Annotated in this window: 29 protein-coding genes; 25 read left to right on the plus strand and 4 right to left on the minus strand. The window is 71.1% G+C overall.

The genetic code is table 11. The annotated features are described in order from the left end of the window. Window positions 1-170: 170 nt before the first annotated feature. The 17 genes from ffh to AB0F15_RS04740 all read left to right on the plus strand — a co-directional run bounded on the left by ffh (window position 171) and on the right by AB0F15_RS04740 (window position 14,808). The gene (gene ffh / locus AB0F15_RS04660) at window positions 171-1,706 is read left to right on the plus strand and encodes a signal recognition particle protein (RefSeq protein ID WP_360265149.1); all 1,536 of its coding nucleotides are present in this window, start codon (window positions 171-173) and stop codon (window positions 1,704-1,706) included. Window positions 1,707-1,714: 8 nt separating this feature from the next. After that, entirely contained in the window at window positions 1,715-2,791 is a 1,077-nt protein-coding gene (locus AB0F15_RS04665) for an amidohydrolase family protein (RefSeq protein ID WP_360265587.1), read from the plus strand. 46 nt (window positions 2,792-2,837) lie between these two features. Beyond that, the gene (locus tag AB0F15_RS04670; protein WP_360265151.1) at window positions 2,838-3,563 is read left to right on the plus strand and encodes a type II CAAX endopeptidase family protein; all 726 of its coding nucleotides are present in this window, start codon (window positions 2,838-2,840) and stop codon (window positions 3,561-3,563) included. A 119-nt stretch (window positions 3,564-3,682) separates the two neighbouring features. Continuing rightward, window positions 3,683-4,483 carry a type II CAAX endopeptidase family protein gene (locus AB0F15_RS04675; RefSeq protein WP_360265154.1) on the plus strand — a complete coding sequence of 267 codons (801 nt, stop codon included), beginning with the start codon at window positions 3,683-3,685 and terminating at the stop codon, window positions 4,481-4,483. A gap of 171 nt (window positions 4,484-4,654) precedes the next feature. Further along, window positions 4,655-5,098, plus strand: coding sequence for a 30S ribosomal protein S16 (gene rpsP / locus AB0F15_RS04680; protein WP_360265157.1), 444 nt, complete (start codon window positions 4,655-4,657; stop codon window positions 5,096-5,098). After that, window positions 5,095-5,334 (plus strand): RNA-binding protein, encoded by a 240-nt coding sequence (locus AB0F15_RS04685; RefSeq protein ID WP_003103110.1) that lies wholly within the window; start codon window positions 5,095-5,097, stop codon window positions 5,332-5,334. Before rpsP ends, AB0F15_RS04685 begins: the two co-directional genes overlap by 4 nt. A 29-nt stretch (window positions 5,335-5,363) precedes the next feature. After that, complete coding sequence (gene rimM / locus AB0F15_RS04690) at window positions 5,364-5,876, plus strand: ribosome maturation factor RimM (protein ID WP_360265160.1); 513 nt, start codon at window positions 5,364-5,366, stop codon at window positions 5,874-5,876. 91 nt (window positions 5,877-5,967) lie between these two features. Continuing rightward, window positions 5,968-6,747, plus strand: coding sequence for a tRNA (guanosine(37)-N1)-methyltransferase TrmD (gene trmD / locus AB0F15_RS04695; RefSeq protein WP_360265163.1), 780 nt, complete (start codon window positions 5,968-5,970; stop codon window positions 6,745-6,747). 119 nt (window positions 6,748-6,866) lie between these two features. Next, window positions 6,867-7,235, plus strand: a complete 369-nt coding sequence (gene rplS, locus AB0F15_RS04700; RefSeq protein ID WP_020644463.1) for a 50S ribosomal protein L19 — start codon at window positions 6,867-6,869, stop codon at window positions 7,233-7,235. A 31-nt stretch (window positions 7,236-7,266) separates the two neighbouring features. Then, window positions 7,267-8,205: a signal peptidase I gene (lepB, locus tag AB0F15_RS04705; protein WP_360265167.1), complete on the plus strand. Its 939-nt coding sequence runs from the start codon at window positions 7,267-7,269 to the stop codon at window positions 8,203-8,205. 89 nt (window positions 8,206-8,294) lie between these two features. Further along, window positions 8,295-9,137, plus strand: a complete 843-nt coding sequence (locus tag AB0F15_RS04710) for a ribonuclease HII (RefSeq protein ID WP_360265589.1) — start codon at window positions 8,295-8,297, stop codon at window positions 9,135-9,137. After that, the gene (locus AB0F15_RS04715; protein ID WP_003096226.1) at window positions 9,134-9,457 is read left to right on the plus strand and encodes a DUF2469 domain-containing protein; all 324 of its coding nucleotides are present in this window, start codon (window positions 9,134-9,136) and stop codon (window positions 9,455-9,457) included. The genes AB0F15_RS04710 and AB0F15_RS04715 overlap by 4 nt, the downstream gene beginning before the upstream one ends. 281 nt (window positions 9,458-9,738) lie before the next feature. After that, window positions 9,739-10,116, plus strand: coding sequence for a YraN family protein (locus tag AB0F15_RS04720; RefSeq protein WP_360265170.1), 378 nt, complete (start codon window positions 9,739-9,741; stop codon window positions 10,114-10,116). Then, window positions 10,116-11,627: a YifB family Mg chelatase-like AAA ATPase gene (locus AB0F15_RS04725; protein ID WP_360265173.1), complete on the plus strand. Its 1,512-nt coding sequence runs from the start codon at window positions 10,116-10,118 to the stop codon at window positions 11,625-11,627. The genes AB0F15_RS04720 and AB0F15_RS04725 overlap by 1 nt, the downstream gene beginning before the upstream one ends. Further along, complete coding sequence (gene dprA, locus AB0F15_RS04730) at window positions 11,624-12,766, plus strand: DNA-processing protein DprA (RefSeq protein ID WP_360265175.1); 1,143 nt, start codon at window positions 11,624-11,626, stop codon at window positions 12,764-12,766. Before AB0F15_RS04725 ends, dprA begins: the two co-directional genes overlap by 4 nt. A 103-nt stretch (window positions 12,767-12,869) precedes the next feature. Then, window positions 12,870-13,850 (plus strand): tyrosine recombinase XerC, encoded by a 981-nt coding sequence (locus AB0F15_RS04735; protein ID WP_360265178.1) that lies wholly within the window; start codon window positions 12,870-12,872, stop codon window positions 13,848-13,850. A gap of 109 nt (window positions 13,851-13,959) precedes the next feature. Then, a complete protein-coding gene (locus tag AB0F15_RS04740) occupies window positions 13,960-14,808 on the plus strand; it encodes a FliA/WhiG family RNA polymerase sigma factor (protein WP_360265181.1) in 849 nt (282 codons plus the stop codon). Here the strand turns inward: AB0F15_RS04740 and AB0F15_RS04745 are convergent, their stop codons facing one another. Next, entirely contained in the window at window positions 14,809-15,300 is a 492-nt protein-coding gene (locus tag AB0F15_RS04745; protein ID WP_360265592.1) for a M23 family metallopeptidase, read from the minus strand. A 688-nt stretch (window positions 15,301-15,988) separates the two neighbouring features. Between AB0F15_RS04745 and rpsB the strand changes: the two genes are divergently transcribed. The 5 genes from rpsB (at window position 15,989) to AB0F15_RS04770 (ending at window position 20,546) form a co-directional block, all read left to right on the plus strand. Then, window positions 15,989-16,873, plus strand: coding sequence for a 30S ribosomal protein S2 (gene rpsB / locus AB0F15_RS04750; protein ID WP_360265183.1), 885 nt, complete (start codon window positions 15,989-15,991; stop codon window positions 16,871-16,873). A gap of 98 nt (window positions 16,874-16,971) precedes the next feature. Further along, window positions 16,972-17,787, plus strand: coding sequence for a translation elongation factor Ts (gene tsf, locus AB0F15_RS04755; protein ID WP_360265186.1), 816 nt, complete (start codon window positions 16,972-16,974; stop codon window positions 17,785-17,787). 114 nt (window positions 17,788-17,901) lie between these two features. Then, window positions 17,902-18,645 carry a UMP kinase gene (gene pyrH, locus AB0F15_RS04760; protein ID WP_284750389.1) on the plus strand — a complete coding sequence of 248 codons (744 nt, stop codon included), beginning with the start codon at window positions 17,902-17,904 and terminating at the stop codon, window positions 18,643-18,645. A 48-nt stretch (window positions 18,646-18,693) separates the two neighbouring features. Next, the gene (frr, locus tag AB0F15_RS04765) at window positions 18,694-19,251 is read left to right on the plus strand and encodes a ribosome recycling factor (protein ID WP_360265190.1); all 558 of its coding nucleotides are present in this window, start codon (window positions 18,694-18,696) and stop codon (window positions 19,249-19,251) included. Next, window positions 19,251-20,546, plus strand: a complete 1,296-nt coding sequence (locus AB0F15_RS04770; protein ID WP_360265193.1) for a phosphatidate cytidylyltransferase — start codon at window positions 19,251-19,253, stop codon at window positions 20,544-20,546. Before frr ends, AB0F15_RS04770 begins: the two co-directional genes overlap by 1 nt. A gap of 9 nt (window positions 20,547-20,555) precedes the next feature. Here the strand turns inward: AB0F15_RS04770 and AB0F15_RS04775 are convergent, their stop codons facing one another. Further along, window positions 20,556-21,401, minus strand: coding sequence for a VOC family protein (locus AB0F15_RS04775; RefSeq protein WP_360265196.1), 846 nt, complete (start codon window positions 21,399-21,401; stop codon window positions 20,556-20,558). Window positions 21,402-21,516: 115 nt separating this feature from the next. On the opposite strand from AB0F15_RS04775, the gene AB0F15_RS04780 reads away from it, so the two are divergent. Then, the gene (locus AB0F15_RS04780) at window positions 21,517-22,329 is read left to right on the plus strand and encodes a class I SAM-dependent methyltransferase (protein ID WP_360265199.1); all 813 of its coding nucleotides are present in this window, start codon (window positions 21,517-21,519) and stop codon (window positions 22,327-22,329) included. Here AB0F15_RS04780 and AB0F15_RS04785 read toward each other — a convergent pair. Next, complete coding sequence (locus tag AB0F15_RS04785) at window positions 22,266-22,889, minus strand: PadR family transcriptional regulator (protein ID WP_360265202.1); 624 nt, start codon at window positions 22,887-22,889, stop codon at window positions 22,266-22,268. The genes AB0F15_RS04780 and AB0F15_RS04785 overlap by 64 nt on opposite strands. A gap of 120 nt (window positions 22,890-23,009) precedes the next feature. Here AB0F15_RS04785 and AB0F15_RS04790 point away from each other — a divergent pair, with 120 nt between their 5' ends. After that, window positions 23,010-23,495, plus strand: a complete 486-nt coding sequence (locus AB0F15_RS04790; protein ID WP_360265205.1) for an Lrp/AsnC ligand binding domain-containing protein — start codon at window positions 23,010-23,012, stop codon at window positions 23,493-23,495. Between the two features lie 107 nt (window positions 23,496-23,602). After that, the gene (locus AB0F15_RS04795; protein ID WP_360265208.1) at window positions 23,603-25,906 is read left to right on the plus strand and encodes a pyruvate dehydrogenase; all 2,304 of its coding nucleotides are present in this window, start codon (window positions 23,603-23,605) and stop codon (window positions 25,904-25,906) included. On the opposite strand, the gene AB0F15_RS04800 is transcribed toward AB0F15_RS04795, so the two are convergent. Then, the gene (locus AB0F15_RS04800; protein ID WP_360265211.1) at window positions 25,903-26,490 is read right to left on the minus strand and encodes a hypothetical protein; all 588 of its coding nucleotides are present in this window, start codon (window positions 26,488-26,490) and stop codon (window positions 25,903-25,905) included. The genes AB0F15_RS04795 and AB0F15_RS04800 overlap by 4 nt on opposite strands. Window positions 26,491-26,626: the final 136 nt, after the last annotated feature.

A 26,626-nucleotide genomic window follows, 5' to 3' on the forward strand; every position in this document is an offset into this window, starting at 1 on the left:
GTGACGCCAGTCATTTTGGCGCAGTTGACCGGAAGTGGGACGCAAACTTGGTAAACTTAGGCTTACTACTGACTGCGTACCCGCGAAGCGGGCAAGCCGGAGCGACTACCCTCGACGGAGCCGGCCCGGTCCGGCGCGCCACTCTCGACCCAGCTGGAGCGTGCACACCCGTGTTCGACACCCTGTCCGATCGGCTCACCGCCGCCCTGCAGACGCTCACGCGCAAGGGCAAGCTGTCCGACGCCGACATCGACGCCACCGCGCGCGAGATCCGTATCGCGCTGCTGGAGGCCGACGTCGCCCTCGGCGTGGTCAAGACCTTCATCGCGAAGATCAAGGAACGGGCGAAGGGCGCCGAGGTCTCCCAGGCCCTCAACCCCGCGCAGCAGGTCATCAAGATCGTCAACGAGGAGCTCGTCGGGATCCTCGGCGGCGAGACACGCCGGCTCAACCTGGCCAAGACCCCGCCGACGGTGATCATGCTCGCCGGCCTCCAGGGCGCCGGTAAGACGACCCTCGCCGGCAAGCTCGCGCTCTGGCTGAAGAAGCAGGGCCACGCGCCGCTGCTGGTCGCCTGCGACCTCCAGCGGCCCAACGCCGTCACGCAGCTGCAGGTGGTCGGCGAGCGCGCCGGCGTCACGACGTTCGCCCCCGAGCCGGGCAACGGCGTCGGCGACCCGGTCGACGTCGCCCGCCGCGCCATCGCCGAGGCCAGGCACGCGCAGTACGACGTCGTCGTGGTCGACACCGCGGGCCGCCTCGGCGTCGACGAAGAGCTGATGAAGCAGGCCGCCGACATCCGCGACGCGGTCCAGCCCGACGAGACGCTGTTCGTCGTCGACGCGATGATCGGCCAGGACGCCGTGACCACGGCCGAGGCGTTCCGCGACGGCGTCGGCTTCAGCGGTGTCGTGCTCACCAAGCTCGACGGTGACGCCCGCGGTGGTGCCGCGCTGAGCGTCCGCGAGGTCACCGGCCAGCCGATCCTCTTCGCCTCCAACGGCGAGAAGCTCGAGGACTTCGACACCTTCCACCCGGACCGGATGGCGTCGCGGATCCTCGGCATGGGTGACGTGCTCACCCTGATCGAGCACGCCGAGCAGGCCTTCGACCAGAAGCAGGCCGAGAAGGCCGCGGAAAAGCTGTCGAGCGGCCAGCTCACCCTGGAGGACTTCCTCGAGCAGATGCTCGCGGTCCGCAAGATGGGCCCGATCGGCAACCTCCTCGGCATGCTGCCCGGCGCCGGCCAGATGAAGGACCAGCTGGCCCAGGTCGACGACAAGCACCTGGACAAGCTGCAGGCGATCATCCGCGGCATGACCCCGGCCGAGCGCGAAGACCCGAAGATGATCAACGGGTCGCGGCGGCTGCGCATCGCCAACGGCTCCGGCGTCACCGTCCGCGAAGTCAACGACCTGGTCAACCGGTTCTTCGAGGCCCGCAAGATGATGGCCCAGATGGCGGGCCGGTTCGGCTTCGGCGGCGGGGGCGGCTCCAAGAACCGCAAGGGCAAGAAGGGCAAGAAGGGCCGCGGCCCGACGCAGCCCAGGGTCCGCGGCGGCTTCCCCGGCGGCATGCCGATGCTGCCTCCCGGTGGGCAGCTGCCCGGCGGGATGCCGGACCTCTCACAGCTCGGCGGCATGAACGACGTCCCGGGCTTCGACCCGACGAAGTTCAAGCTGCCGAAGAACCCCAAGGACAATTGAGCAGCGCTTTGAGGAAGTCGCTGCACGCCGCCGGGGTGATCCTGCCCGGCGGCGAGCCGGGGGAGCTGTGGATCACCGGCGGCCGGATCTCGTTCGAGCCGTCGCCGGGCGCCGAGACCCTCGGCCGGGACGTCTTCCTCGTGCCCGGCTTGGCCGACGCACACTGCCACCCGGGGATCGGCGTCGGCGGTCCGGTCTCGCTCGACGAGGCAGCCGCCCAAGCGGTCACCGACCGGAACGCCGGGACGCTGCTCATCCGCGACTGCGGCCTGCCGATCGACGTCCGGCCGTTGCAACGGCGGGCGGACCTGCCGTCGATCATCCGCGCCGGGCAGCACCTCGCGCTGGCCAAGCGGTACATCCCCGGCCTCGGCATCGAACTGGACGACCCGGCGCAGCTGCCGGCTGCGGTCGCCCAGCAGGCCCGGGACGGCGACGGCTGGGTCAAGCTCGTCGGCGACTGGATCGACCGCGGCGCCGGCGACCTCGCGCCGCTGTGGCCGGACGACGTCCTGGCCGAAGCCGTCAAGGTCGCGCACGACCACGGTGCCCGCGTCACCGCGCACGTGTTCGGCGAAGCGGCGCTGCCCGGGCTGATCGCGTCCGGCATCGACTGCCTGGAACACGGCACCGGCCTCAGCGCGGACCAGCTGGCCGAGCTGGCGCGCAACGACGTCGCGCTGGTGCCGACGCTGATCAACATCGAGAACTTCCCCCAGATCGCCGACAAGGCGGGCAAGTACCCGGCGTACGCGGCCCACATGCGCGCGTTGCGCGCCGGCGTGGGGGAGATGGTCGCTTCCGCCGTCGAAGCCGGTGTACGCGTCTACGCGGGCAGCGACGCCGGTGGCATGGTCGAGCACGGCAGGCTCGTCGACGAGATCGAGGCGCTGCACCGCGCGGGCATGACCCGCGAGCAGGCCCTCGCGAGCGCGTCCTGGGCCGCCCGCGACTGGCTCGGCCACCCCGGGATCGCCGACGGCGCACCCGCCGACCTGCTCGTCTACCCGAGCGACCCGCGGGAGGCCCTGGGCGTCCTCCGGCATCCTTCGCACATCGTGCTCGGCGGCGTCGTGTACGCGTAGACCCCCGCCGATTTCCTTGCGGGGACGGCACTTTAGCGTGGGGCGCGTGACGGACGACGACGGCGCACGGCGCGTGCTGGGTGCGCACTGGTGTTTCGTGGCGTTCTTCGCGGGGATCGCCGGCTACTACCTGGCCAACCTGATCATCGCCGCGGCGGTCAACCGCAACGTCGGCGAGTTCGACCCCCTCGAACTGCACGACATCGGCCCGCTCCTGCTCCTGGCGTTCGTGCCCAACCTCCTGCTCGGCCTCGGCCCGGCGGCGGGCTCGTGGCTCTGGGGCCACGGGCTGCGCACCGACTTCGGCCTCAAACCGACCTGGCGCGACGTCCGGATCGGCCTCGCGTGCGGCGTGCTCGCGCTGGTCGTCGGCTACCTGCTCAACCTGATGCTGATCGCCGTCTACGGCGCCGACGACGTCTCCGACAGCCCGCTGACCGACCTCGCCGACACCTTCGGCGGCGACACCGTGTGGCTGGTGCTCGCCGCGGTGATCGTCATCGCCGGCGCCCCGATCACCGAGGAACTCCTGGTCCGCGGCACGCTGTGGAACGCGTTGTCGTTCCACCGGGTTCCGCCGTGGGTGGTGCTCGTGCTCACCTCGCTCGTGTTCGCCCAGCTGCACGGCGAACCGACCCGCACCATCGCCCTGTTCGGCCAGGGCATCGCGCTCGGACTGGCCCGGCACCTGTCCGGCCGGGTCAGCGCGGGGGTGATCGCCCACGCGGCCAACAACCTCCCGCCCGCGGTGCTCCTGTTCGTCGCGCACTGAGCGTTTCGTCGCGCACTGGACGTTGCGAAGATCGATGGACAGTAGCTGGACGGATACTGTGAGATCACATCCCGGCGGCTAGGCTCGACTCAGGAGCCGAGCGACGCGGAGGGCAAGGCGTGACCACTTCCCAGCCCCGGGACCCGGCTCCCGACGCCACACCGTTCCCCGACCCCGGGGAACCCGCCGCGACCGCCTTCCTGCCGCCCCCGCGGCACCGGTGGGGCTTCGGTGCCTTCCTGCTCGTCGAGGCGGTGCTGCTGGCGTCCGCGGCCTTCGTGTCCGTCCTGGTCGGCGACACCGGCCCCGGCCCGCTGCCGATGCGGATCGTGCTGCTGGGCACCATGCTGCCGACGATGATCGCGGCCGGCGTGGCCGTGCTGATCACCGTCGTGCGCGGCAACGGACCCGTGGCCGACCTGCGGCTCGAGTGGCGCTGGGCCGACGTGAAGACCGGGTTCCGGTACGGCTGCGTCGGGCTCGTCTTCACCACCCTCGGCGCCTACCTCTGGACCCGGCTGGTCGGCAACGCCAACGCGACCTCGGCGATCAGCGCGCTGGTCGAGGACCGCCGGATGTCGATTCCGGCGGCCTTGGTGATGTTCGTCTACCTCTGGCTGCTCGGCCCGATCTGCGAGGAGATCATTTACCGGGGCCTGCTCTGGGGCGCCGCCGAACAGCTGCAGTGGCGCAGCGAGCGCTGGGGGCGCGTCGCGGCTTTCCTGCTCTCCACGGCGGTGTTCGCGGCCAGCCACCTCGAGCCGCTGCGGACGACGTTGCTGCTGGTCATCGCGGTGCCGATCGGCCTGGCCCGGCTGGTCACCGGCCGCCTGCCGGGCAGTATCGTCGCGCACCAGGTCAACAACTTCCTCCCGGCGCTCACCATCCTGCTCGGAGCGCTCGGCGTGGCCTCTTTCTGAGCCTGTTTCCCGGTGCGCCGACGCCGTCTGGCAGAATGGTGCACTGCCTGCTTCCGCCGGACCCTCTCACCGTGCGAAAGCTCCTGACCTTCGGGTGCCCGCGACCGTGTCCCCACTCGGACCGCGTGCGCCCAGCCCAGCACCAGAGAGATTCGAGGAGAACCCACACCCGTGGCCGTCAAGATCAAGCTGCAGCGCCTCGGCAAGATCCGTGCGCCGTACTACCGCATCATCGTTGCCGACGCGCGCACCCGCCGGGACGGCAAGGCCATCGAGACGATCGGCAAGTACCACCCGAAGGAAGAGCCGAGCCTGATCGAGGTCGTCTCCGAGCGCGCCCAGTACTGGCTGGGTGTCGGCGCGCAGCCGACCGAGCCGGTCCAGCGCCTGCTGGAGATCACCGGTGACTGGCAGAAGTTCAAGGGTCTGCCCGGTACCGAGGGCACCCTGAGGGTGGCCGAGCCGAAGCCGTCCAAGCAGGACCTGTTCAACGCGGCGCTGGCCGCGGCCGGCGATGAGCCCTCCACCGAGGCCACCACGCCGAAGAAGAAGTCCGCCCCGAAGAAGGCCGAGGCCGAGAAGGCGGAGGCCGCTGAGGGCGAGAAGTCCGAGTGAGTTTCCTCGCGGACTCCCTCGAGCACCTGGTGCGTGGGATCGTCGACAACCCGGACGAGGTCCGGGTCGAGCTGCTGACCACGCGCCGTGGCCGCACGCTCGAGGTGCACGTGCACCCCGACGACCTCGGCAAGGTGATCGGCCGGGGTGGTCGCACAGCGACCGCTCTGCGCACCGTCATGGGCGGCATCGGTGGCCGCGGCGTCCGCGTGGACGTCGTCGACACCGATCGCTGATCCTCGCTGAACAGATTCGAACGGTCAGGATGGACGTCGTAGTCGGCCGCATCGCGAAGGCGCACGGCATCCGCGGTGAACTCGCCGTGGACGTGCGCACGGACTCGCCGGAAGAGCGGTTCAAGATCGGTGTGGCCGTCACGACGAAGCTGCGTGACGGCAGCAAAAGGGAACTCACCATCGCAGCCGCCCGCGAACACAGCGGGCGGCTGCTGGTGCGTTTCGAGGAGGTCCTGACCCGCGACGTCGCCGAGACGCTGCGGGGCGCGCTCCTGCTCGCCGACACGGACACGCTGCCCCCGACCGAGGACCCAGACGAGTTCTACGACCACGAGCTGGCCGGCCTGCGGGCCGAGCTCGCCGACGGCACGCTCGTCGGCACGGTCGTCGAAGTCGTCCACTCGCCCGCCGGCGAGCTCCTGGAGCTCGACGTCGACGGCCGCGAGGTGCTGGTGCCGTTCGTCCGCGCGATCGTCCCGACGGTGGACGTCGACGGCGGCCGGGTCGTGCTCGACCCGCCGGAAGGGCTCCTGGACGCCTGAGAACCTTATTCAGCCGTCGGTCGGCGCGAGAGTCACGCAGGCAGGCGCGCTTCGGTTCGTAGCGCCGACCTAACCAGAATAAGGTTCTGAGATGCGGATCGACGTCGTCACGATCTTCCCCGAATACCTCGACCCGCTGCGCGCCGCGCTGCTGGGCCGGGCGATCGACCGCGGCCTGATCGAAGTCGGCGTGCACGACCTGCGCGACTGGACCCAGGACGTGCACCGCGCGGTCGACGACGCGCCGTACGGCGGCGGCCCCGGCATGGTCATGAAGCCGCAGATCTGGGGTCCGGCCCTGGACGACGTCTGCGGTCCCGCGACGCGCCTCGTCGTGCCGACCCCGGCCGGCCGGCCGTTCACCCAGGAACTGGCGCACGCCTACGCGTCGGAGAAGCACCTGGTGTTCGCGTGCGGCCGCTACGAGGGCATCGACCAGCGGGTCGTCGACGACGCGGCCCGGCGGATGCCGGTCGACGAGGTGTCGATCGGCGACTACGTCCTGGTCGGTGGCGAAGCGGCGGTGCTGGTCATGGTCGAGGCCGTCGTCCGGCTGCTGCCGGGGGTGCTCGGCAACGCGCGCTCGGCCGCCGAGGACTCGTTCTCCGACGGCCTGCTCGAAGGGCCCAGCTACACGCGCCCGGAGGTGTGGCGGGACCTCGCCGTGCCGGACGTGCTGCGGTCCGGGAACCACGCCCTGATCGACCGCTGGCGGCGTGACCAGGCCCTCGAGCGCACGGCCCGCCGGCGCCCCGATCTCCTGGCACAGCTGCCCGAAGGTAGTCTCGACAAGCACGACCGAGGGGTCCTGGAGGGCTTGGGCCCCGAGCGGGCCGAGGGCCGGTTCCAGCGGCCCGATCCCGGTCTGTAAACTTGACCGGTGCCGTGGGCGCGAGTAAAGCCCACCAACAGCCCCCTGGTCGCCCGCAGCGGCACCGTTGCGCGCCGGGATCTGTACGCAAGCCATACGAAGACGAGGACGGACCACCGATGAACACCCTGGACGCGCTGGACAAGCAGTCGCTGCGTTCCGACATCCCGGACTTCCGCCCGGGCGACACGCTCAAGGTGCACGTCCGCGTCATCGAGGGCAACCGCGAGCGCAACCAGGTCTTCCAGGGCGTCGTGATCCGCCGTCAGGGCGGTGGCATCCGGGAGACCTTCACCGTGCGCAAGGTGTCCTTCGGCGTCGGCGTGGAGCGCACCTTCCCGGTGCACTCGCCGAACATCGCTCAGGTCGAGGTCCACAAGCGCGGCGACGTGCGGCGCGCGAAGCTGTACTACCTGCGTGACCTGCGCGGCAAGAAGGCCAAGATCAAGGAGCGCCGCGAGAACCGCGAGACGGCCTCGGCTAACTGAGTCACAACCCGGTTACCGGTAGCCTGACGACGTGGCCGAACCCGTGTCCCAGAACGCTCCTGAGGATGACCCCGATCGCTCCGAAGAGGACAAGCCCCGGCTGTCCCGCTCCGAGGAGCGCGGGGGTTCCCGTCGGCGAGCCAAGCCCGCCAAGAAACGGTCGTTCTGGAAGGAACTGCCGATCCTGCTCGTGATCGCCTTGGTGCTCACGATCCTGATCCAGACATTCCTCGCGAAGGTCTTCATGATCCCTTCGGGGTCCATGGAGGCCACTCTGCACGGGTGTCCGGGCTGCACCGGTGACCGGATCCTGGTCGACCGGGTCACCTACGACTTCACCGAGCCCTCCCCGGGCGACGTGGTCGTGTTCAAGGGCCCGCCGGCGTGGGTCAACAACGAGATCGCGCCGCAGGAGTCGAGCAACATCGTCGTCCGCGGCCTGCAGGGGCTCGGTTCGCTGGTCGGGTTCGCCCCGCCGGACGAGCGTGACTTCGTCAAGCGGGTGATCGCGGTCGGCGGCCAGACCGTCCAGTGCTGCGACCCGCAGGGCCGCATGATCGTGGACGGCAAGGCACTCGACGAGCCGTACATCTACTGGGACAACCCGTCGAACCAGGAGCAGAAGACCTTCGAGCCGGTCAAGGTTCCGGCCGGGATGGTCTGGGTGCAGGGCGACAACCGCAACAACTCCGACGACTCCCGGTACCAGGGCGGCGGCGGCGTGAACGGCGCGGTGCCCGTGGACAACATCATCGGCAAGGCGCGGATCATCGTCCTCCCGCCGGGCCGGTGGGGCGGGATCACCGACCACAACCCGCAGGAGTCGGCCCAGCCGGTGGCGCTCGGCGCGCCGGCCTGGCAGAGCGGGCTTCCGCTCGGTGCCGGGATCGCGGCGGCTTGGCCGGCGTTGTTCGTCGGGCGCAAGCTGAAGTCCGGCCTGCGCCGGGCGGCGGCCGGGCGGAAACCCTAGCCACCGATCCTTGTCGGCAGACGGGTGATCCAGCCTTGACACTTCCCGTTCCCCTGACGGCGGCCGAGCCGATCCGGCCACCGCGAGCCGTGGTGCGCGGCGACCTCTTCTGGGGGCTGCAGGGCGCGCTCGATCGCCGTGGCCTCGGCCCGGTCGCCGGCGTGGACGAAGCCGGAGCCGGCGCCTGCGCGGGGCCGCTGGTGGTCGCGGCCTGCGTGCTCAAACAGGGCGACGCGGCGAAGCTGGCCGAGCTGACGGACTCCAAGCTGATGACGGCCAAGGCGCGCGACCGGGTCTACGACCTGGTCCTCGCCCGGGCCGTCGACTACTCGGTGATCGTCGTCCCGACGGAAGAGGTCGACCTCTACGGCATCCGGGTGATGAATCTGGAGGGTATGCGCCGTGCCGCGGCGGCGCTCCGCGTGGCCCCGGGCTACATCCTCACCGACGGATTCCGGGTCCCCGGCCTGACGGCCCCGAACGCGGCGGTCATCAAGGGCGACCGGTCGGTGGCGTGCATCGCGGCCGCATCGGTGCTGGCGAAGGTGACGCGGGACCGCATCATGGCGGGCTACCACGACGACCTCCCGCACTACGGTTTCAACGTGCACAAGGGTTACAGCACGGCCGACCACCTGGCGGCGCTGCGCGAACACGGGCCCAGCGACGTCCACCGCTGGTCGTACACGAACGTGGCCACGGTGGCCGTCAAGCACGGCGTGCGGCCCGCGCGGCCGGTCCTGCTGACCTACGCGGCGCTGGAAAATGCCATGGAGACGCCCGGCGCGGCCGGCCTGGCCGCGGTCCTCGACGAGGCATTAGAGCCACAACTCAGCCTGCCGTTGCATGCCCCGGCGGCGGGTGTGGGTCACAATGAACGCTCCGCCGGCGGAGCAGCAGCACGATCCCGAGGAGGGGCGCGGATTTCATGAGCGCAGAGGATCTCGAGAAGTACGAGACCGAGATGGAGCTCTCGCTGTACCGCGAGTACCGCGACATCGTCGGCCAGTTCTCGTACGTGGTGGAGACCGAGCGGCGGTTCTACCTGGCGAATGCGGTGGACGTCCAGGTCCGCGACGGCGGCGGCGAGGTGTACTTCGAGGTCCGCATGTCCGACGCGTGGGTCTGGGACATGTACCGCCCCGCCCGCTTCGTCAAGCACGTCCGGGTCATCACGTTCAAGGACGTCAACGTGGAGGAGCTGGACAAGCCGGACCTCCGGCTCCCCGAGGACGGTCCGTTCTCGGGCTGAGAATCAGGTAGGTGTACCGGCGAAACCGCGCCCTCCGTGGCGCGGTTTCGCCGGTTTCTGCGGTCGTTCCGGACCCCGGTCGCCATAGCAGAGGGGGCCGACGAGTTCGGGGCGATCGCGGCCCCGTGTGGGCAAGTTGTCCACATCCCCCCGGTTGTCCACAGCTGAGCGATCCTGGGCTGGTCTCTTCGGGTCGCGCCCTGGCACCGTGGATCGCACACGCACCGTGATCGCCGGGACCGCCCTGGTGACCGGCGCAGGTCAGCGAGGGGGCGAACACGATGACGGGCACCGATCAGCTCGCGAGACACCGGCGGGACTTCGGCACCTGGGGCGAGGATCTGGCCGCCCGGTACCTGCAGGACCGCGGCCTGGTCCTGCTCGGCCGGAACTGGCGGTGCCGCGAGGGTGAGATCGACCTGATCCTCACCGACCGGGCCCGGGTCATCTTCTGCGAGGTCAAAACCCGGTCCGGGACCGAATTCGGGCTGCCGTCCGAGACGGTCGGCGAGGAGAAGGCCGGGCGGGTGCGCCGAGCCGCGCAACGCTGGCTGCGCCAGCTCCGCATCGGGTGGTGCCCCGTCCGCTACGACGTCGTCACCGTCCTCGCCGAACCAGGCACCCGCCCGCGGCTGGAGCACATCGAGGCGGCGTTCTGATGCCGATCGCGAAGTCATGGTCCGCGGCACTCCTGGGCATCGACGGCCGGGTGATCGAGATCGAGGCCGACCTCGGTGGCGGGTTGAGCCGTGTCACGCTCGTCGGGCTGCCCGACGCCGGGTTGCGCGAGGCGAAAGACCGGGTCCGGTCGGCCGTCCGCAACTCCGGGCAGCCCTGGCCCGACGGCAAGGTCACGCTCGGCCTGTCTCCCGCGAACCTGCCGAAGGTCGGCTCCGCCTACGACCTGGGTATCGCGGCGGCTGTCCTCGCGGCGTCGGGCGCTGTCCCGGCGACCCGGCTGCTCGGCACCGTGCTGCTGGGCGAGCTCGCCTTGGACGGCCGGATCCGCGGGGTCCGCGGCATCCTGCCGGGCCTGCTGGCGGCGCGCACGGCCGGTTACGGACGCGCCGTCGTGCCGGTGGACTCCCTCGCCGAGGCGGGACTGGTGGACGGCATCGAGGTCGTGGGCGGCGCCCACCTGCGCGATCTGGTGGCCTGGCTGAAGGGCGAAATCGACTTGGCGCACCCGGAACCGGCCGGCGCCACGACACCGCCGGAGGTGCCGGACCTGGCCGACGTCGTCGGTCAGCCGGAGGCGCGGTGGGCCCTGGAGGTCGCGGCGGCGGGCGGGCACCACCTTCTGCTGACCGGACCGCCCGGGGTGGGCAAGACGATGCTGGCGAAGCGGTTGCCCGGCCTCCTGCCGCGGCTGTCGCCGGAGGAGTCCCTGGAAGTGACAGCGGTGCATTCGGTCGACGGCTCGTTGTCGAAGTCGTCGCCGCTGGTCACGGTCCCGCCGTTCGTCGCCCCGCACTATTCGATCTCCATCGCGGCGCTGATCGGCGGCGGCAGCGGCATCGCCTCGCCCGGCGCGATCAGCCGGGCCCACCGCGGCGTGCTGTTCCTCGACGAGGTCTGCGAGTTCGGCGCGCAGTGCCTCGAGTCGCTGCGGACGGTGCTCGAAGAGGGCGAGGTGCGCATCGCCCGCGTCAAGGGCTCGATCACCTACCCGGCGCGGTTCCAGCTCGTGCTGGCCACGAATCCGTGTGCGTGCGCGCCACCGAAGGACACGGACTGCGTGTGCACCCCGAGCGCCCGCCGTCGCTACCTCGCCCGGCTTTCCGGCCCGCTCCTCGACCGCGTCGACCTGCGCGTCCGGCTGCGTCCGCTGAGCACGCTCACCGCGCACGACTCGGGCGCGGCGGAGCCGACGGAAGCCGTCCGCGCCAGGGTGCTCAGGGCTCGTGAACGTGCCACGCACCGATGGCGGGAGCACGGCTGGTCGTCCAACTCGGAGGTGCCCGGCCCGGTGCTGCGCCGCGAGTTCACGCTGCCGGCAGACGCCACGAGCCTGCTCGACCGAGCCATGAACCGCGGCGCCTTGACCGGCCGCGGCGCCGACCGTTGCCTGCGCATCGCCTGGACCCTGGCCGACCTGGACGGCGAGCCCCGCCCGGGCACCGAACAGATCGGCTCGGCGCTGGCCTTCCGGGAGCGGGTGGCGGCATGAGCGTCGATGAGCTGCGGCACGCTCGTGCCTACCTGGTGCGCGTGGCCGAACCGCCGGCGGCCGCCCTCGTCGGCTTCGTCGCCGAGTGCGGGCCGATCGAGGCGGCCGCGCGGGTTCGGCGGGGCGATTGCCCCGCCGAAGTTCTCAAGGTGACCGAGGCTCGACGGGGCTACGACCTCGTCGCCCAGGACTTCGCCCGAGCCGCCGCGGCAGGTGCTCGGCTGGTCGTGCCCGAGGACGACGAGTGGCCCGCCTGGCCGCTGCTCGCCCTGGACCTCGCCGCCCGGCGGGGGGTGGCCGAAGCCGTGCCGCCGTTGGCCTTGTGGGTGGCCGGCGATGTCGCGCTCGGCACCGCCGCCGATCGGGCCGTGGCCGTCGTCGGGGCCCGGGCCGCGACCGACTACGGCGAACACCACGCCGCCGAGTTCGCGTACGGGCTGGCCGGGCGAGGCGTGCCGGTGTTCTCGGGCGCGGCGTACGGCATCGACGGGGCGGCGCACCGGGGCACGCTCGCCGCCGAAGGGGTGACCGTCGCCGTGCTGGGATGCGCCGTCGATGCCGGCTATCCGGCGGGCCACGTCGGCCTGCTGAACCGGATCGTCCGCGGCGGCGGCGCGGTCGTCAGCGAGTACCCGCCCGGCACCCCGCCGGCGCGGCACCGCTTCCTCGTCCGAAACCGGCTCATCGCCGCCCTCACCGAAGGGACCTTGGTGGTCGAGGCGGGACGGCGCAGCGGCGCCCGCAACACCGCCAGTACCGCCGGCGCGCTCGGCAAGGTCGTGATGGCGCTGCCGGGACCGGTCTCTTCCGGGATGTCCGTCGGCTGTCACGAACTGATCCGCGACGCACGGGCGACGCTGGTCTCGACCGTCGACGAGGTTCTCGAGACCGTCGGCCGCTTCGGCGCCGCCGAAGACACCGTCCCGGGCCGGCCGAAACGACGCACCGACCGGTTGGGAGCCGAGGCCTTGCGTGCTTTCGAGGCACTGGCTGTGCGCGCCGACCGGTCCGACGCCCAGATCGCGGCCGAATCCGGGCTCCCGCTGCGACGGGTGCGGGCTTTGCTGCCGGAACTGGAAATCGACGGATTCGCCGTCCGCGGGGAAGCCGGCTGGCGACGACGGAAGGAAAGCGCGTGACCACCACGAAATCCGGGCGAAATCGTCGACCGTGTTCGGCCGGTTCGGTGCGGACGCGTGGCGATCCTTGACCGAGGGCGGTTGTTCGCGCAGCGTGACATCCATGCCGCCACCACGCTCCGGCCGGGCCCGCCGTCCCGACCTGCGCGCGCTCCGGGCCGCGCTGCCCGAGCCCGTGCGGGCCGTCGTCACCGCCTACGAACGGCACCTCGGGCTCGAACGCGGCCTGTCCGCGCACACCGTCCGGGCGTACGTCGGCGATGCGGTGTCGTTGCTGGGCTTCGTCGTGGACGGCGGAGGTGGGCTCCCCGAGCTGGACCTCGCCCGGCTGCGGGCGTGGCTCGCCGCGCAGCAGTCCGGCGGGGCGAGCCGGACGACGCTCGCCCGGCGTGCCGCGTCGGCACGGACGTTCACCGCTTGGGCGCACCGCACCGGCGTCCTGGCCACGGACCCGGGCGGCAGGCTCGCCGCCCCGCGGGCGCACCGCACCCTGCCCGGGGTGCTGCGCGCCGCACAGGCGGGGGAGGTGATGCAGGCGTCGGCGGCCGGCGCGGCGCAACGCGATCCGATCGCCCTCCGTGATCGCGCGATCGTCGAACTGCTCTACGCCACCGGCATCCGCGTGTCGGAGTTGTGCGGGCTGGACGTCGGCGAAGCCGATTTCTCCCGTCGTGTCGTGACGGTGCTGGGCAAGGGCGGCAAAGAACGCGTCGTCCCCTTCGGCATCCCGGCGGCGGGGGCGCTCGCGGACTGGATCGACGATGGGCGGCCGAAGATCGTCGCCGAAACCGGTGGTGAGAGCGCCGAAGCCGCGCTTTTCCTCGGTGTCCGGGGCAAACGCGTCGACCCGCGAGCGGTGCGGCGTGTCGTGCACGACGCCGTCACGGCGGTGCCCGGAACGGTCGACATGGGGCCTCATGGCCTGCGGCATTCCGCCGCGACGCATCTGCTGGAAGGGGGTGCCGATCTCAGGAGCGTTCAGGAACTGCTTGGTCACGCTACGCTTGCCACGACGCAGCTCTACACTCATGTGACCGTCGACCGGTTGAAAGCGATCCATGACCGAGCGCACCCCAGGGCCTGAGGCGGCCGGGGGACGCTCGCCGGGGTCGTCACCAGCAGGCCCGGCGGCGCACGCGCATCCGCACGAGCACGGAGATGACACTGAGCCGCACGCCGAGAATGACCGTGCAATGACCGCAGGTCCGCACGTCACCGAAGCCGCCGGAGCGACCACTCACGGTGAGACTGCTGCGCCCGCGGAAACCCGCGCCGGCTACGACGTCGACGCCGGGATCGCGGCTCTGTGGCAGCAGTTCGCCGACAGCCCGGACCAGGCGTCGCGCGATCGGCTCGTGCTGCACTACGCCCCGCTGGTCAAGTACGTCGCCGGCCGGGTCGGCACTGGGCTGCCCACGCACATCGACGTGGGCGACCTCGTGCAGTCGGGCATCTTCGGGCTCGTCGACGCGATCGAGAAGTTCGACCCCGAGCGCGGCCTGCGTTTCGAGACCTACGCGATGCAGCGCATCCGCGGCGCGATCCTCGACGACCTCCGTTCGCAGGACTGGGTGCCCCGCGCGGTCCGCAGCAAGGCGAAGGAGGCGGAGCGCGCGATGGAGCGTCTCGGCGCCCGCCTGCACCGCACCCCGACCGACGCCGAACTCGCCGCCGAACTCGGCATCGGCCTCGACGACCTGCGCGACTTCTACGGCCAGCTGCAGCTCACCAGCGTCGTCGCGCTCGAAGACCTGGTGGCCGCGGGCAAGGACAGCGGCTCGCTGGTCGACACGCTGCCCGACGACGACGCCGTCGACCCGGTCGCCGTGCTCGTCGACCAGGACAACCGCCGCCAGCTCGCGCAGGCGATCTCGCAGCTCACCGAGCGCGACAAGATCGTCGTCAGCCTCTACTACTTCGAGAGCCTGACCCTCGCCGAGATCGGCAAGGTCCTCGGCGTCACCGAGTCGCGGGTCAGCCAGCTGCACACCCGCGCGGTCATGCGGCTGCGCGCCAAGCTCGTCGAGCAGACCGCCACCTGATCACCGACCACCTCCCCACGGCTTGAGCCGGTATTCGCCCACCTCGCCGGTCAGCGCGAGGGGATCGACGTACTCCTCACCCCGCCGCACGCCCCAGTGCAGGCACGCTGTCACCAGGCAGCCGGGATGCCCGGCGACGACGGTGCCGAGCACCTGGCCCCGGTAGACCTGCTCGCCCACGGCCACTTTCGGCGCGACGGGTTCGTAGGTGGTCCGCAGCCCGCCGTCGTGGTCGACGGACAGCACCGGCCGCCCGCCCACGGACCCGGCGAAGACGACGACGCCCGCATCCGCGGCCAGCACGTCCTGCCCGGGCACGGCGGCCAGATCGACCCCGCGATGCCCGGCGCCGTAGGGCGTCTCGGGAGCGTCGAAATACTTCATGACCACCGGAACGGGTGACAGAGGCCAGCCGAGCCGTGCTTGCCGCACGGCGAGAGGACGGCTTGGCGGCGGTCCGGCCGCAGGGAAAGCCGCGCGCTCGGCCGGCAGCAGCTCTGCGGTGGGTGCCGGCTCCGGTTCGGCCCGTCGGGAATCGGGCGCCGGCTCGGCCCGTCGGGAACCGGGTGGCGGTGGGGCCGGCCCGCCCGGCCACGGCTCCGCTCGGGGTGGTCCGAAACTGCCCGTCCGGGCGGCAGCTGTCCCCAGCGTGGCCGGTGCCGGAGCGCCACCACCCCAGGCCGTCACGTCGGCCCCCACAGCCCCGTCGGCGAACAGCGCTTCGAGAGTTCCCAAAAGCGCCATGACCAGGGCGAACGCGCCCAATAGCCTCTTCGGCGCGCACCGCCGGAAACGCATGATCGACTCCATGGCTCCAGCCTGCGGCACCCGGGGGCTCGGTGGGGGCCCGGAGCCGAATCTGTGGATAACCGACCCGGATGTGGACAACTCCGCCGCGGACCGGCCGCCGGTGGGGGAGGGGCTGGTGGCAGGGGGTAGAATCTTTTGCGCGGTCCGTGTAAGCGGGCTGACTTCGCGTGCACGTGCGCGTTCCCCGGTCTGGAAGCAGCCGGGCGAGTCGCACGGGGTCCGGCGGTCCCTGGGAATCCTCACTCCCGGGGTCCGGGCGCCGGCACGGGCACCAGGGCGAGCGGCCACCCGGCCGCGAGCGACAAAACCGAGCAGCGCGTCCGTGGGAGCACCGCGAGCGCGCACGACACAGAAGAGGTTGATTCCGGCAATGGCCGTCGTCACCATGAAGCAGCTGCTCGACAGCGGCGTCCACTTCGGGCACCAGACCCGTCGGTGGAACCCGAAGATGAAGCGCTACATCTTCACCGAGCGCAACGGCATCTACATCATCGACCTGCAGCAGACGCTGACCTACATCGACCGTGCCTTCGAGTTCATCAAGGAAACCGTCGCGCACGGTGGCACGATCATGTTCGTCGGCACGAAGAAGCAGGCTCAGGAAGCCATCGCGGCCGAAGCCTCCCGCGTGGGCATGCCCTACGTGAACCAGCGCTGGCTCGGCGGCATGCTGACCAACTTCCAGACCGTGCACAAGCGTCTCCTCCGCCTCAAGGAGCTCGAGTCCCGCGAGCAGACCGGCGGCTTCGAGGGCCTCACCAAGCGCGAGATCCTGACGCTGACCCGCGAGAAGGACAAGCTCGAGAAGACCCTCGGCGGTATCCGCGACATGGCCAAGGTGCCGAGCATCGTGTGGATCGTCGACACGAAGAAGGAGCACATCGCCGTCGGCGAGGCTCGCAAGCTGAACATCCCGGTCGTCGCGATCCTCGACACCAACTGCGACCCGGACGAGGTCGACTACCCGATTCCGGGCAACGACGACGCCATCCGGTCCGCCGCGCTGCTGACCAAGGTCGTCGCCGAGGCCGCGGCCGCCGGTCTCATGCAGCGTTCCAGCCGCAACGGTGCTTCGGCCGACTCCAAGCCGGAGCCGGGTGTCGCTGCCGACGAGCCGCTGGCCGAGTGGGAGAAGGAGCTGCTCGCCGGCTCCGAGACCGCCGCCGCCGACGCGACCGAAGCCGCCGCTGCCGTCGAGGCTCCGGTCGAGGCCCCGGCCGAGCCCGCCGCCGAGCAGGCGACTGCCTCTTCCTGATGCTCCACCGCCCGTGCGGCCGCGCCCTCGGGCCCGGCCGCACGGGCGTAGCTTCCCCCTCAAGTTTTCACGTACCTGAAAAGGACGGATCCACCACAATGGCGAACTACACCGCCGCTGACGTGAAGCGCCTGCGCGAGATGACCGGCGCGGGCATGATGGACTGCAAGAAGGCGCTGGAGCAGAACGACGGCGACTTCGACAAGGCCGTCGAGTTCCTGCGTATCAAGGGCGCCAAGGACGTGGGCAAGCGCGCCGAGCGCGCCACCGCCGAGGGCCTGGTCACCGGCGAAGGCGGCGTCCTGATCGAGCTCGACTCCGAGACCGACTTCGTCGCGAAGAACGCCGACTTCCAGGCGCTCGCCGCGAAGGTCGTCGAGGTCGCGAAGACCGTCAAGACCTCCGACGTCGAGGCGCTCAAGGCCGCCGAGCTCGACGGCAAGACCGTCAACGAGGTCGTCCAGGAGCTGTCGGCCCGCATCGGCGAGAAGCTCGAGCTGCGCCGCGTCGTGGCTTTCGAGGGCCAGACCGCGACCTACCTGCACCGCCGCGGCTCCGACCTGCCGCCGGCCGTCGGCGTGCTCGTCGAGTTCACCGGTGACGACGCCGAAGCCGCCCGTGGTGCCGCCATGCAGGTCGCCGCGCTGCGCGCGAAGTACCTGACCCGCGACGAGGTGCCGGCCGAGATCGTCGAGAACGAGCGCCGCATCGCCGAGCAGACCGCCCGCGAAGAAGGCAAGCCCGAGCAGGCCATGTCGAAGATCATCGAGGGCAAGGTCAACGCCTACTACAAGGACAACGTCCTGCTCGAGCAGCCGTCGGTCAAGGACAACAAGAAGACCGTCAAGGCCCTGCTGGACGAGGCCGGCGTGACGCTGACCAAGTTCGCGCGCTTCGAGGTCGGCCAGGCCTGACCTCAGGCCAGGGCGTAAGTTTCACACCACAGTGCCCCGTCTCCGTCCATCGGGGATGGGGCACTGGCGGGTCCAGAGAAGAAACACGGTCGAGGGGCGTAGGAGGCGACATAGATGGGTGACCGGGTCGAAGGTGGCTACCGGCGGGTGCTGCTGAAACTGGGCGGCGAAATGTTCGGCGGTGGTTCGATCGGCGTCGATCCGGACGTCGTCCACTCGGTCGCGCAGCAGATCGCCGACGTCGCCCGCACCGGCGTCCAGGTCGCGGTCGTGATCGGCGGCGGCAACTACTTCCGCGGCGCCGAGCTGTCGGTGCGTGGCATGGACCGCGACCGCGCCGACTACATGGCGATGCTGGGCACCGTGATGAACTGCCTGGCGCTGCAGGACTTCCTGGAGAAGGAGGGCCTGCCCACCCGCGTGCAGACCGCCATCACGATGGGGCAGGTCGCCGAGCCCTACATCCCGCGCCGCGCCGAGCGGCACCTGGAGAAGGGGCGCGTCGTGATCTTCGGCGCCGGGGTCGGCATGCCGTACTTCTCCACGGACACCGCGGCCGCGCAGCGGGCACTCGAACTGGGCTGCGAAGCCGTGCTGATGGCGAAGGCCGTCGACGGCGTCTACACCGCGGACCCGAAGAGCGATCCGACCGCCGAGATGTTCCGCGAGATCACCCACCGCGAGGTGCTGGAGCGGGACCTCAAGGTCGCCGACGCGACGGCGTTCAGCCTCTGCATGGACAACAACATGCCGATCATCGTGTTCAACCTGCTCACCGAGGGGAACATCGCCCGTGCGGTAAGTGGTGAAAGAATCGGCACGTTGGTCAGCACCCCCGCCGACGGGGTGCCGGCCTAGACCTGCTGGGATCAGCAAGCGCCACCCATCACAACTACGGGAGTGACCGTGATCGACGAGACCCTCCTCGATGCCGAGGAGAAGATGGAAAAAGCGGTGTCCGTCGCCAAGGACGAGCTGCAGTCGGTTCGCACCGGCCGGGCTTCGTCGGCGATGTTCTCGCGGATCGTCGTCGAGTACTACGGCTCGCCGACCCCGCTGAACCAGCTGGCCGGCGTGAACGTGCCGGAAGCCCGGATGGCGCTCATCAAGCCGTACGACCAGTCGCAGCTCGGCGCGATCGAGAAGGCGATCCGGGAGTCGGACCTCGGGGTCAACCCGAGCAACGACGGCCAGGTCATCCGCATCGTCATCCCGCAGCTCACCGAGGAGCGGCGCAAGGAGATGGTGAAGGTCGCCAAGGGCAAGGGCGAGGACGCCCGGGTGTCGATCCGCAGCATCCGCCGCAAGGCCAAGGACGAACTCGACCGCATCGCCAAGGACGGCGAAGCCGGCGAGGACGAGGTCGCGCGCGCGGAGAAGGAACTGCAGAACCTGACCGACACCTACGTGCACAAGGTCGACGAGCTGGTCAAGCACAAGGAAGCCGAGCTGCTCGAGGTCTGATGGCACAGGTGAGCGAGGAACGCGAGGACCGGGTGGACGCCACCGGAGAACCACCGGCGGCCCGGCCCGGAACGCCGGAACCGGCCGGCGCCGGTGCTCCGGCCGCGCCGGAGATCCCGGGAACCGGTCGAACGGCGGAAACGCCGGCCGCGCCGGAGAACCCGGCCCGCGGCGAGGCTTCGGCGACCTCGGAAGCCGGCAAGGCAGCGGAGACGCCTGCCGGGCCGGCGTCCTCGGCGGCGGCCTCGGCAGGGGGCGCGGTGGCGGAAACGCCCGCGGCCTCGGCAAACGGTGTGTCGGCGGTCTCGGCAAACGGCGCAGCAGCCGAAGCATCGGCGGCCTCGGAGAGTGGTGCGGCGGCGGCCTCGGCAGGGGATGCAGCGGCGGAAGCGCAGGCGCCCTCGGCAAACGGCGCAACAGCCGGAGCATCGGCAGCCGCCGAAGGAGCCGCGGAAACCGGAACGCCGGAGGCCAAGAAGGCTTCCAAGGCGGGCCGGAACCTGCCCGCCGCCATCGGGGTTGCCTTGCTGCTCGGCGCCGCGGTCATCGTTTCGCTGGTCACCGTGCGGTACCTGTTCATCGGGATCATCGCGATCGCGATGGCGGTCGGCACCTTCGAGTTCGCCGGGGTGCTGCGCCGGGTGGCCGGCACCCGGGTCGCGATGATCCCGGTGCTCGTCGGCGGGCAGGCGATGATCTGGCTGGCGTGGCCGTTCGGCCGGGAAGGCGCGCTCACCGCGTTCGTCCTCACCGTGCTCGCCTGCCTGCTGTGGCGCTTGCCCGGCGGGGCCAAGGGCTACCTGCGTGACATCAGCGCGTCGGTGTTCGCCGCTGCCTACCTGCCGTTGTTCGGCGCGTTCGCGGCGATGCTCGTGCCGCCGTCGGACGGTGTCGGGCGCGTCCTGACCTTCCTGATCGGGGTCGTCGCGTCGGACACCGGCGGCTACATCGCCGGAGTGCTCGGCGGCAAGCACCCGATGGCGCCCACCATCAGCCCGAAGAAGACCTGGGAAGGCTTCGCGGGTTCGGTGATCGGCGGCGTCGTGGCCGGGGCCCTGACGCTCAGCCTCCTGCTGGACGGCCACGTCTGGCAGGGCGCGATCTTCGGTGTCGCGATCGTGCTGACCGCGACCCTCGGCGACCTCGTCGAGTCGCTGATCAAGCGCGACCTCGGCGTCAAGGACATGGGCACGCTGCTGCCCGGGCACGGCGGGCTCATGGACCGCCTCGACTCGCTGCTGCCCTCGGCCGTCGTGTCCTGGCTGCTGCTTTCGGCGTTCGTGCCGGTCGGCTGACCGGCCGCGTCAGTCGTCGTACGGGTCGTCGACCTCGGCGCGGCCCCAGCCCTCGGTGATGCGCGAGTGGTCGATCACCGCGAAGACCGCCCCTTCGGGGTCGGCGAGGATCGACATCCGGCCGAACGGGGTGTCGTAGGGCTGGATCACCACCGTGCCGCCGTGCATGAGCGCCTCGCCCGCGACCGCGTCGACTCCGCGGGCCGGGTCGATGTCGAAGTACACGAGCCAGTGCGGCGGGGTGTCGAGGCTGTACTCCGACCCCATCACGTACCGGTACAGCACCGGCTCGTGCTCGATGAGCCATTCGACGTAGTCGAGGGTCTCGCCGTCGCCGATCTGGTGACTGCCGTACGTGAACAGCTTGGTGTAGAAGTGATCCGCCGCCACGCCGTCGTGGGTGTTGAGGTCCGCGCCGCTGAAGGTGTTCGGGATCCCGGTGACGAACTCCCAGTTCGGCGGCACCTCCCAGAACACCACCGGCGCGCCGCACGCGTCGAGGGCATGCATGATCAGGCCGCGGTCCGGGATCGCCACCGGCCCGAGGGTGATCCGCCCGCCGAGGTGCTCCACCCACTCGGCCGCGCTCGCGGTGTGGGGCACGGAGATGTGCGGCACCCACCCCAGCGGCGCACCCTGAGCCGCCCGGTAGAGGCCGCCGACCGGGAGGCTGTTGAGCGCCGCGATGGCGTACCGGCCGTCGGACGTCGCCGGATCCCGCTGAGTGGTGTACTCCCAGCCGAAGAGGGCACCGTAGAATCTCTCCGCCACGGCCTGCTCGCGGCAAGCGAGCTCGATCCAGCACGGAATTCCGGCCGGGACCGGGGACGGGGTACTGGACGGGCCGAATGCCATGGGGTGCTCCTCCCGATACCCACCGGATTCTAGGGGTGCTCCGTGAGTTTTCCGCCAAGAATTCGCCACCGGGAGAGAACGGGACGGCGACGAGGACCCGGAAGGAGCAGCGGGGGTGCGGTGGTCGTCGCGGCACACGGAGGTCGTGCCGAGCCCCAACATCTGGTACTACCAGGCCGATTACGAGCTCGAGAACCACGCGCAGGACGCCGGTGGCGAGATCTGGCGCGTGCTGCGCGAGGAGCACGACTGGACCGGCCTGGACGTGCTGGACGTCGGCTGTGGTGACGGCTTTCACTTGCCGCGCTTCGCCCGTGACGCCCGTTCGGTGCTCGGGGTGGAGCCGCACGAGCCGCTCGTGCGAAGCGCGCTGAAGCGCGTCGAGGGGCTGTCGAACGTGGACGTCCGGATGGGCCGGGCCCAGCGGCTGCCGGTCCGCAGCGCGAGCGTCGACGTCGTGCACGCGCGCACGGCGTACTTCTTCGGGCCCGGCTGCGAGCCCGGACTGGCAGAGGCCGAGCGGGTGCTGCGCCCGGGCGGGGCGATCCTGATCGTCGACCTCGACGTGACCAGCGAGCCCTACGGCCACTGGATGCGCGCCGACCTACCCCAGTACGACCCGGGCGCCGTGGAACGGTTCTTCGCCCGGGCCGGGTTCGGTTGCCGCCGCGTCGCCACCGAGTGGCGCTTCGCGACCGCCGCGGACCTGGAAGCGGTGCTGAAGATCGAGTTCAGCAAGCCCGTCGCCGAACAGGCGATCGCGGAGTCCTTGCAGCGTAACGGGAATCGCGCCCAGGACCTGGCGCTGCCGGTGGGCTACCGCGTCCACGCGCGGGTCAAGCCCACCGGCCTCGTCCTGCCAGGTCACTCGGCTGCTTCTTCCGAGGAAGCCGAGGACTCGTCCTCGTCTTCGCCGAGGATGCCGTAGAGCGAGCGCCGGGCGTCGTTGAGCACCTCGGCCGCGCGGGCCTGCTGGCTCTCGGTGCCCGCGCGCATGATCTGCACGACGGCGGCGGCCAGGTTCTTGCCCGCCTTGGCCAGTCCGACCTCGGACGGGTCGACGTCCTGCGCGATGTGCTCCCACGGCGGGGTGCTGTCCTGCTCTTCCGCGGCGGCGCGGCCGGCGTCGGTCAGCTCGAAGAGCTTCTTGCCGTGCTCGTCCTTGCTGGTGACCAGGCCTTCGTCGGCCAGCAGCTGCAGCGTCGGGTAGACCGAGCCCGGGCTCGGCCGCCAGAAGCCGCCGGACCGCTCGCCGATCTCGCGGATGATCTCGTAGCCGTGCCGGGGCTGCTCGGCGAGCAGCGCCAGGATCGCGGCGCGGACGTCACCGCGGCGGCTGCGCCGTCCGCCGTGACCCCGCCGGCCCGGACCGTGGCCGCGACCGCGTCCACCGGGGCCGAAACCCGGGGGGAACTCGCCGAAACCACCGAAGGGCCCGAAAGGGGTGCGCCCACGTTCGTGAGCGAAGGGGTGTTGGTGCCTACGCATGTCGTGTTCCTTTCTCGAACTGTTGCGACACGTTCACGATATATCGGAAACGGTCGGTCGGCAACCCCTCTTCGGTGACCTCGCTCACGCGGGAGGTGTCCGGGCTGAGAAGATCGGCGCGTGCCGGAAGCCATCGACGAGATCGACGCACGCCTGCTCCAGGCGCTGGGGGAGGACGCCCGGTCCACGGCGGTCGCGCTGGCCGAGCGGCTGGGGCTGTCCCGCAACACGGTGCAGGCCCGGCTCGCGCGGCTGGAGCAGCGCGGTGTGCTCGGCGCGTTCGAACGCCGCATCGACCCGGCTCGCCTGGGCTACCCGCTGCGGGCCTTCGTCAACGCGCAGGTCGACCAGCGGCGCCTCGCCGAGATCGGCGAGGCCCTCGCGGTGATCCCCGAGGTGACCGAGGTGTGCGGGCTGACCGGGGCGAGCGACCTGGTGGTGCAGGTGGTCGCCGTCGACGCCGACGACCTGTACCGCGTCGCCGGGCACATCCTCGCCTCGCCAGGGGTGGAGCGGACGACCATTTCGCTCGTCATGCGGGAGCTCGTCCCGTACCGCCTGGCGCCGCTGCTGGAGCGCGTGCATTCTGCGCAGCCGGAGGCCTGAGCCCACCGGATCGGCTGCGCATTCTGCGCACTTTCGGCGGCCTCGGTTGTGCGATGCGTCCACTGGTGCTGTCCTGGTGGGCGCTTCCTGCACGAAAGGTGTCGACGATGACTCAGGCCCCCGCGACCCCCCCGGCGACGAGCACTCTCGCCGCGATCGAGCAGCGGGTGCTGTGGCTCGCCACCGCGATCGTGCACCAGGCCAACCGCGTCCGGCCGAACCCGTCCGGGATCAAGGTCGGCGGGCACCAGGCGTCGTGCGCGTCGCTGGTCTCGATCATGACGTCGCTGTGGTTCCGGCACCTGCGCCCCGAGGACCGCGTCTCGGTGAAGCCGCACGCGTCCCCCGTGCTCCACGCGATCAACTACCTGCTCGGCGAGCTGGACGAGGCCTACCTGCCGACGCTGCGCGCATTCGGCGGTCTGCAGAGCTACCCGAGCCGCGCGAAGGACCCCGACCCGGTGGACTACTCGACCGGCTCGGTCGGCATCGGCGCCACCGCCCCGATCTGGGGCGCGCTGGCGCGGCGCTACCTGACCACGCGCGGCTCGTCCGCCGGGACCGGCAGGCAGTACTCGCTGGTCGGTGACGCCGAGCTGGACGAGGGCGCGATCTGGGAGGCCATCCTCGACCCCGCCGTCGCGGAGCTGGGCGAGATCGTCTGGATCGTCGACCTCAACCGCCAGTCCCTGGATCGCGTGGTGCCGAACATCGCGGCGGGACGGCTGCAGGGCATGTTCGACGCCGCCGGCTGGCAGGTCCTGACACTGAAGTACGGGCGGCTCCTGGAGGAGCTGTTCACCCGGCCCGGCGGCGCCGAGCTGCGCGCCCGCATCGACGCCATGCCGAACCCCGAGTACCAGCGGCTGCTGCGCTGCGACGCCGCCCAAGTGCGCGACCGGCTGCCCGCGGGCAACCCGGCCCTGGCTTCGTTGGTGGCGTCGTTGGGCGACGAGACGCTGCTGGCCGCCATCCGGAACCTCGGCGGCCACGACCTCGGCTCGCTCGACGAGGTCTTCGCGTCCATTGCGGACGATCGGCCGACGGTCATCTTCTGCTACACCGTCAAGGGGCGCGGTCTGCCCACGCAGGGGCACCCGCAGAACCACTCTTCGCTGCTGACCGTGGCGCAGATGGAAGAGCTGGCTTCGGCTTCGGGCACGGACCTCGCTTCGCCGTGGGAGCGCTTCTCCGACGGGTCGTCCGAAGCCGCGTTGTGCGCTGAAGTGGCGTCGCGCCTTCGCCGTCCGGTCGTTCCCTCGGCCCCTTCGCTGGAACTGCCCGTCGACATCGGACGTACGCCTTCCGGAACCGCTACGACGCAGGCGGCGCTGGGCCGCGTGTTGCTCGACCTGACGCGCGAAGCGCCCGAAGCGGCGAAGCGCGTTGTGACGGTCAGCCCCGACGTCAGCTCCACGACCAACCTCGGCGGCTGGGTCAACAAGGTCGGCGTCTGGTCGGCGACCGAGCGTCGCGACTGGTTCGAGGACGATCCCGAGACGATCATGCACTGGCGGGAGAAGCCGACCGGCCAGCACGTCGAGCTGGGCATCGCCGAGACCAACCTGGTCGGGTTGCTGGGCGAACTCGGAGCCACCTGGAGCCGCTGGGGCGAGCCGCTGCTGCCGATCGGCGTCATGTACGACCCGTTCGTCGAGCGGGCACTGGAGCCGTGGTCGTTCGGCATCTACGCGGGCGGCCAGTCGATCCTGATCGGCACGCCCTCGGGCGTCACGCTCGCTCCCGAAGGCGGCGCGCACCAGTCGATCACCACGCCGTCCATCGGCATCGAACAGCCCGGCTGCGTCAGCTACGAACCGGCGTTCGCGATCGACACCGAGTGGACGCTGCTGGCCGCGCTCGGCAGGCTCGGCAAGCCGGGCGGGACGTCGTCGTACTTCCGGCTCTCGACCCGCCCGATCGACCAGACGCTGGCCGCGGTGCCCACCGACCCGGCGGCGCGCGAACGCCGTCGACGTCAGGTCGTGGCGGGCGCGTACCTGCTGCGGCGTGCGCCGGAACCGGTGGTGACGCTGGCGGCGATGGGCGCGCTGGTCCCGGACACCCTCGCGGCGGCCGAGCGGCTGGCCCAGGTCGGCGTCGAAGCCGACGTCGTGTGCGTGACCAGCCCGGGCCTGCTGTTCGAGGCGATCCAGGCCCGGTCGGGCCGGGGGAGCGCCGAGTCGTGGATCCTCGACCAGGTGTTCCCGGCTTCGCGGGCCCGGCCGCTGGTCACGGTGCTCGACGGCCACCCGCACACGCTCGCGTTCCTCGCCGGGATCAACCGGGTCCCGGCGGCCGCGCTGGGTGTCACGGGCTTCGGCCAGTCGGGCTCGCTGGAGGACGTCTACCGCCACCACGGCATCGACACGGACGCGATCATCCGCGCCGCGCTGGACGTGGTGGGCTAGCCGAAGGTGGCGCCGGCGAGCATCGTGTCCATCTTGGCGTCCCAGCCGGGGAAGGACCCGTACTGGACGACGAGGATCCGGCTCGTCGGCAGCCACCACATCCGGACCTGGTTGTTCTGCGCCGAGTTCTCGCAGGTGACCTTCCAGCGGCCGTACTCGGCCCGCTTGGACCCGATCGGGGCGAACCCGGAATCGAGGAGGGTGCTGCCGGTGGCCCCCGTGGCCTTCCCCGGCGGCGAAGCGGGGGTGATGCAGGTCGGCAGGTCCGTGCCGGTGTACCAGCCGAAGGCACGCTTGGTGCTCGGGAGGTTGATCGGCGCGTCGGAGTTCGGCGCCGTGCGCAGGTCCAGGAGCCGCGCTTCGCAGACTACGGTGCCTTCGGCGACGCAGCCGTCCAGCAGGCCGTCCTGGCTGTGTTCGGTGTAGGTCGCGCCCGAGGGCAGGGGCAGGCGCAGGGACCCCACGGTGGCCCGCGGGCCGTTCATCGCGCTCGGACCGGGCGCCGGCCCCTCGGCCGGTGTGCTGCTGCAGGCGGTGACGCTCAGGACCACCGCGACGGCCAGGAGACTGTGCCGGAAGGACACGGACTCACCTCTTTCGTCGGACGCCCGGACCTCCCGCCCGGTGCCACGGGTGGATCATCCCTCCGACGGACCCGGCCCCCGAGACCGGGGGCGGACGTCACGGCGGCCGGTGACCTGGGGTACATCCGGCGAGGGT

Origin of the sequence: Amycolatopsis sp. NPDC026612 (genome assembly GCF_040638285.1) — a bacterium.
Taxonomy (GTDB): Bacteria; Actinomycetota; Actinomycetes; order Mycobacteriales; family Pseudonocardiaceae; genus Amycolatopsis.

Excerpts from the sequence above, each read along its gene's own strand:
- rimM (WP_360265160.1), top strand. The coding sequence starts at position 5,364 with ATGGACGTCGTAGTCGGCCGCATCGCGAAGGCGCACGGCATCCGCGGT.
- trmD (WP_360265163.1), top strand. The coding sequence starts at position 5,968 with ATGCGGATCGACGTCGTCACGATCTTCCCCGAATACCTCGACCCGCTG.
- rplS (WP_020644463.1), top strand. The coding sequence starts at position 6,867 with ATGAACACCCTGGACGCGCTGGACAAGCAGTCGCTGCGTTCCGACATC.
- AB0F15_RS04715 (WP_003096226.1), top strand. The coding sequence starts at position 9,134 with ATGAGCGCAGAGGATCTCGAGAAGTACGAGACCGAGATGGAGCTCTCG.
- AB0F15_RS04720 (WP_360265170.1), top strand. The coding sequence starts at position 9,739 with ATGACGGGCACCGATCAGCTCGCGAGACACCGGCGGGACTTCGGCACC.
- AB0F15_RS04725 (WP_360265173.1), top strand. The coding sequence starts at position 10,116 with ATGCCGATCGCGAAGTCATGGTCCGCGGCACTCCTGGGCATCGACGGC.
- dprA (WP_360265175.1), top strand. The coding sequence starts at position 11,624 with ATGAGCGTCGATGAGCTGCGGCACGCTCGTGCCTACCTGGTGCGCGTG.
- AB0F15_RS04735 (WP_360265178.1), top strand. The coding sequence starts at position 12,870 with ATGCCGCCACCACGCTCCGGCCGGGCCCGCCGTCCCGACCTGCGCGCG.
- AB0F15_RS04740 (WP_360265181.1), top strand. The coding sequence starts at position 13,960 with ATGACCGCAGGTCCGCACGTCACCGAAGCCGCCGGAGCGACCACTCAC.
- rpsB (WP_360265183.1), top strand. The coding sequence starts at position 15,989 with ATGGCCGTCGTCACCATGAAGCAGCTGCTCGACAGCGGCGTCCACTTC.
- tsf (WP_360265186.1), top strand. The coding sequence starts at position 16,972 with ATGGCGAACTACACCGCCGCTGACGTGAAGCGCCTGCGCGAGATGACC.
- pyrH (WP_284750389.1), top strand. The coding sequence starts at position 17,902 with ATGGGTGACCGGGTCGAAGGTGGCTACCGGCGGGTGCTGCTGAAACTG.
- AB0F15_RS04770 (WP_360265193.1), top strand. The coding sequence starts at position 19,251 with ATGGCACAGGTGAGCGAGGAACGCGAGGACCGGGTGGACGCCACCGGA.
- AB0F15_RS04775 (WP_360265196.1), bottom strand. The coding sequence starts at position 21,401 with ATGGCATTCGGCCCGTCCAGTACCCCGTCCCCGGTCCCGGCCGGAATT.
- AB0F15_RS04785 (WP_360265202.1), bottom strand. The coding sequence starts at position 22,889 with ATGCGTAGGCACCAACACCCCTTCGCTCACGAACGTGGGCGCACCCCT.
- AB0F15_RS04795 (WP_360265208.1), top strand. The coding sequence starts at position 23,603 with ATGACTCAGGCCCCCGCGACCCCCCCGGCGACGAGCACTCTCGCCGCG.